The sequence below is a fragment of the Shewanella sp. Isolate7 genome, from assembly GCF_022398425.1.
Taxonomy (GTDB): domain Bacteria; phylum Pseudomonadota; class Gammaproteobacteria; order Enterobacterales; family Shewanellaceae; genus Shewanella.
This window is the reverse complement of the sequence record NZ_JAKEVJ010000141.1, coordinates 1-4,000: the sequence shown is the minus strand read 5'-3', so window position 1 is coordinate 4,000 and position 4,000 is coordinate 1. Positions and strand designations below refer to the sequence as shown.

Annotated in this window: 4 protein-coding genes; 3 read left to right on the top strand and 1 reads right to left on the bottom strand. The window is 47.8% G+C overall.

The window, feature by feature from the left end; all coding sequences use genetic code 11:
• Positions 1-670: 670 nt before the first annotated feature.
• Positions 671-2,098, bottom strand: a complete 1,428-nt coding sequence (gene ccoG, locus L1D47_RS20335) for a cytochrome c oxidase accessory protein CcoG (protein ID WP_239886582.1) — start codon at positions 2,096-2,098, stop codon at positions 671-673.
• Between the two features lie 88 nt (positions 2,099-2,186).
• Between ccoG and L1D47_RS20330 the strand changes: the two genes are divergently transcribed.
• The 3 genes from L1D47_RS20330 to L1D47_RS20320 all read left to right on the top strand — a co-directional run.
• A complete protein-coding gene (locus tag L1D47_RS20330; protein WP_041509580.1) occupies positions 2,187-2,540 on the top strand; it encodes a hypothetical protein in 354 nt (117 codons plus the stop codon).
• A gap of 122 nt (positions 2,541-2,662) precedes the next feature.
• Entirely contained in the window at positions 2,663-3,565 is a 903-nt protein-coding gene (locus tag L1D47_RS20325) for a 1,4-dihydroxy-2-naphthoyl-CoA synthase (RefSeq protein WP_041509581.1), read from the top strand.
• 260 nt (positions 3,566-3,825) lie between these two features.
• Positions 3,826-4,000, top strand: a 175-nt coding sequence (locus L1D47_RS20320) for a transposase (RefSeq protein WP_239882609.1), incomplete at its 3' end; no start/stop codon positions are given.

Below are 4,000 nucleotides of genomic sequence, written 5' to 3'. Positions count from 1 at the left end.
ATCTGAGCCATGATCAAACTCTTCAATTAAAAGTTTTTCTGCTCCACTCTTTATTCAAAAGGAAGCGACTCAATGAATTCTGATTCATCACTTAGACTCGGAAGAATCTAAGGATGTTTGTACATATTGCTATGGACTCTCACTATCTCTAGTAAAGAATTGCATTGAGATTTAAATCGTTTTCGATTAACTCAATACCTGTGAGTGTCCACACAGATTTCTTGTTTTATCTTGTTAAAGAGCATTGCATCCTTACTTTTGGATGCCGCCGTTAGCGCTGGGCCGTCGGCTTAGGGATGCGTATTTTACACTTCCCGATGTTGGCGTCAAGGGTTAATCTTAAGAAGTTTTTCAAGCGTCGATTCTTTAACCAGAAGGCGACATTTGAAAGCCTTAAACCACTTTCTGCCTGACTCAGCATAGTGCGTATAACCGCTTACTAACCAGAGTCTCTGACCAGGCTGAATCCCTCTATTTATCAGGCTTTCACCTGTTGAAGAAGTTACTGCGCCGTGTCAGTGGATGCGCATTATAGGGAGACGATTCTTTTACGCAAGGGCTTTTTGAAAGAAAATGACACTTTGATGATCAAGCGGGCAATTATCAGGCATTGCGTATAAAAAAGGGGCTAAAAAGCCCCTTTTAAGATGTTTCACCGTTAACAGCCAGCCTATTGGCTAAAGAAGCGCGACTCCTGGGTCGCCTCTACGGTTTCACCATCTAATACAGTCGTCACCTTGAAATCGACCTTAGTCATGGCACGCGACAGCCCCACGGGGTCGACGGCAACACTTACAGGCAACGTCAGCACCTCGCCTCCCTCAATGGTCACAGACTGTGGGCCGTACCACTCATAATCAGGCAGACCTTCGACGCTGAGTTGATATTCATGCTTGGCTTCAGTCTTATTTAAGATCTTCAGCGTAAAGGTATTCTCGATCAGCCCCTGATTATTCTCTCTAAAGAGCTGGTTACGATCGCGAATAATATCGATACGCACAGGGGCAATAGTCACAGTCGCATAGATAAACACGAAGACCATGAATGCCAATACTGCACCATAGCCTAATAACTTAGGTCGCAGCACCTTCTCTTTGACACCTTCGAGTTTATTTTCTGTGGTATAGGCGATCAGGCCTCTTTCGTACCCCATGCGGTCCATGGTGGTATCACAGGCATCGATACAAGACCCACAGTTGATGCACTCATATTGCAGACCGTTACGAATGTCGATACCGGTTGGACATACCTGCACACAAAGATCACAGTCGATACAGTCGCCCAGACCAAGCGCCTTAGGATCGGCCTTGCGTGAGCGGGGGCCACGACTTTCACCGCGCTTGGTGTCATAACCCACGATAAAGGTATTCTTGTCGAACATGGCCGATTGGAAGCGAGCATATGGACACATATGGATACACATGATCTCGCGCATCCAGCCGGCATTACCATAGGTGGCTACGGTAAACAGGGCTACCCAGAAATAGATGGCCCCCGAGGCACTGCCGGTAAAGACGTCGGCGTAGACTTCGGTGGTCGGCACGAAATAGGAGACGAAGGTCATGGCCGTTAATAACGACACCAATAACCAGGAGAGATGCTTGGCCGTCTTGCGCCAGACCTTATTAAAGCTCCAGGGCATCTGATCCAATTTCATCCGCTTATTACGCGCACCTTCAAATTTCTCTTCGAACCAGATGAAAATAAAGGTCCACACCGTCTGCGGGCAGGTATAACCACACCAGACACGGCCAAGATAGGTTGTCACAAAAAAGAGACCAAACGCGGCTATCATTAATAATGCAGCGAGTAAGGTTAGATCTTGCGGCCAAATGGTTAGGCCGAAGATATGAAACTTCTGTTCACCCAGATTAAACCAGACGGCTTGTCTGTCTCCCCAGGGAATCCAGGGCAAGATAAGGAAGAAGAGCATAGCAACCCAGCCTAAACGGCGACGTAGCTGAGTCCAAAATCCTTCTATTGCTCTAACATAAATACGATTGCGGGGATTAAAACGATCGGATTTATTCTCGTCGGGCTGATGAATTTTGATCCGTTCAGCCTTGGAATAATCCTTTTTATTTGATTCTGCGTTCATATTTAACAGCCTTACAGCTTTAATATTCCATGAAAACTGGCTTATTATACATTTCTAATACTGATTGTTCACCATGGTTGGATAAATAATGAGAGGCTGGATTATTTTAGGTGCAGGGATAGGATTACTCTATTATCTAGCAACCGAGACAGACAAACTCGATGAGCCCATCGCGCAAACGGATGCCCTGTTGAAGCGAATCGAACGTAAACTCGATTCGATGACGGGCACCCAGATCATCCGAGTAGACAAGAACATCGCAATGTTCAAGACACAAATTGCCGAGCGACTGACTCGACAGGAGTTGGCTGCGCTGGACGATATTCTCGAGTCCAGAGACACGGTAATCGAGTTTAAAGAGAAATACTGCGACAACAGCAGTAATCGCTTTGACAAATTGAGCAAAGATAACCAGCAATTTATCTGCGACAAGCTCAGATAATCCCACAAAGGTTACAGAAAGCTATGCCCAGTGCACGGTTTTCTGCAGCCTAATTGATCTCTACTCATAATGAGCCTAGCCTTGGCTCATCTTCTCGATGCGACACACATAGGGTTACGAACATGACAGACAAGGTTTCCGATATCTTTGATCCCTCCTTATGGGATCGAGTACCTGGATTTGATTTTGAAGATATTACCTACCACAGAGCCAAAGATCAGGGCACGGTACGTATCGCCATCAATCGCCCTGATTGCCTCAATTCATTTCGCCCTAAGACGGTCGATGAACTCTATATCGCCCTGGATCATGCCCGCCAATGGTCAGATGTAGGTTGTGTACTCCTGACCGGTAATGGTCCATCGGCTAAGGGGCAATGGTCCTTCAGCGCAGGCGGCGACCAGCGCATCCGCGGTAAGGATGGCTACAAGTATGAGGGCCAAGAGACAGATAAACCCGACTTGGCCCGCATGGGGCGCCTGCACATCTTAGAGGTACAACGCCTGATCCGTTTCATGCCCAAGGTGGTGATTGCCGTGGTGCCAGGTTGGGCTGTCGGCGGTGGTCATAGCCTGCATGTCGTCTGCGATCTGACCCTGGCCTCTAAAGAGCATGCGGTATTTAAACAAACCGACCCGGATGTGGGCAGTTTCGACTCAGGATATGGCAGCGCCTATCTGGCTAAGATGATAGGCCAGAAACGCGCCCGGGAAATTTTCTTCCTCGGCTTTAACTACAGCGCAGATGAGGCCTTCGATATGGGTATGGTCAATCGCGCCATTCCCCATGCCGAATTGGAAACCGAGGCCCTTAAATGGGGTAAAGAGATCAACTCTAAGTCGCCAACCGCCATGCGCATGCTGAAATACGGTTTTAACCTGCCGGACGATGGTTTGGTGGGCCAGCAACTGTTTGCCGGCGAGGCCACCCGTCTGGCCTATGGTACCGACGAGGCAGTTGAAGGCCGCGACGCCTTCCTGGAAAAGCGGGATCAGGATTTCTCTAAATTCCCCTGGCACTACTAAGCCGTTATTACGCGACAATCCAGAACAGGCCATCGCTTTGGCCTGTTCAACCGCTTGCATCACAATAGCAAAGCTTGCAAGGTAATCCCCCCTTAAATTAACTGGCGTCAAAAGTAGAATTTTCTCGTACTGATCTGATCCAATACTTTTGGACATCTCGCTAAGTGAGTAAACTCGCTTATTGAGTGTAGTGGCATAGTGAATTTGGCCACCTGAATAGACGAAGTGATAGACTCACTTCCAGAGAAAAGGTGGTAGAAATGAAGAACACAAGACCGACATTCAGTGCAGAGTTCAAATTAGAAGCTGCGCAGCTGGTAACGAAACAGGGATACAGCATAACTGAGGCTGCAAGCGCGATGGGCGTCAGTAATTCAGCCATGCGTAAATGGGTAAACCAGCTTAGACAGGAGAAGCAAGGCGTATCCCCCAAAG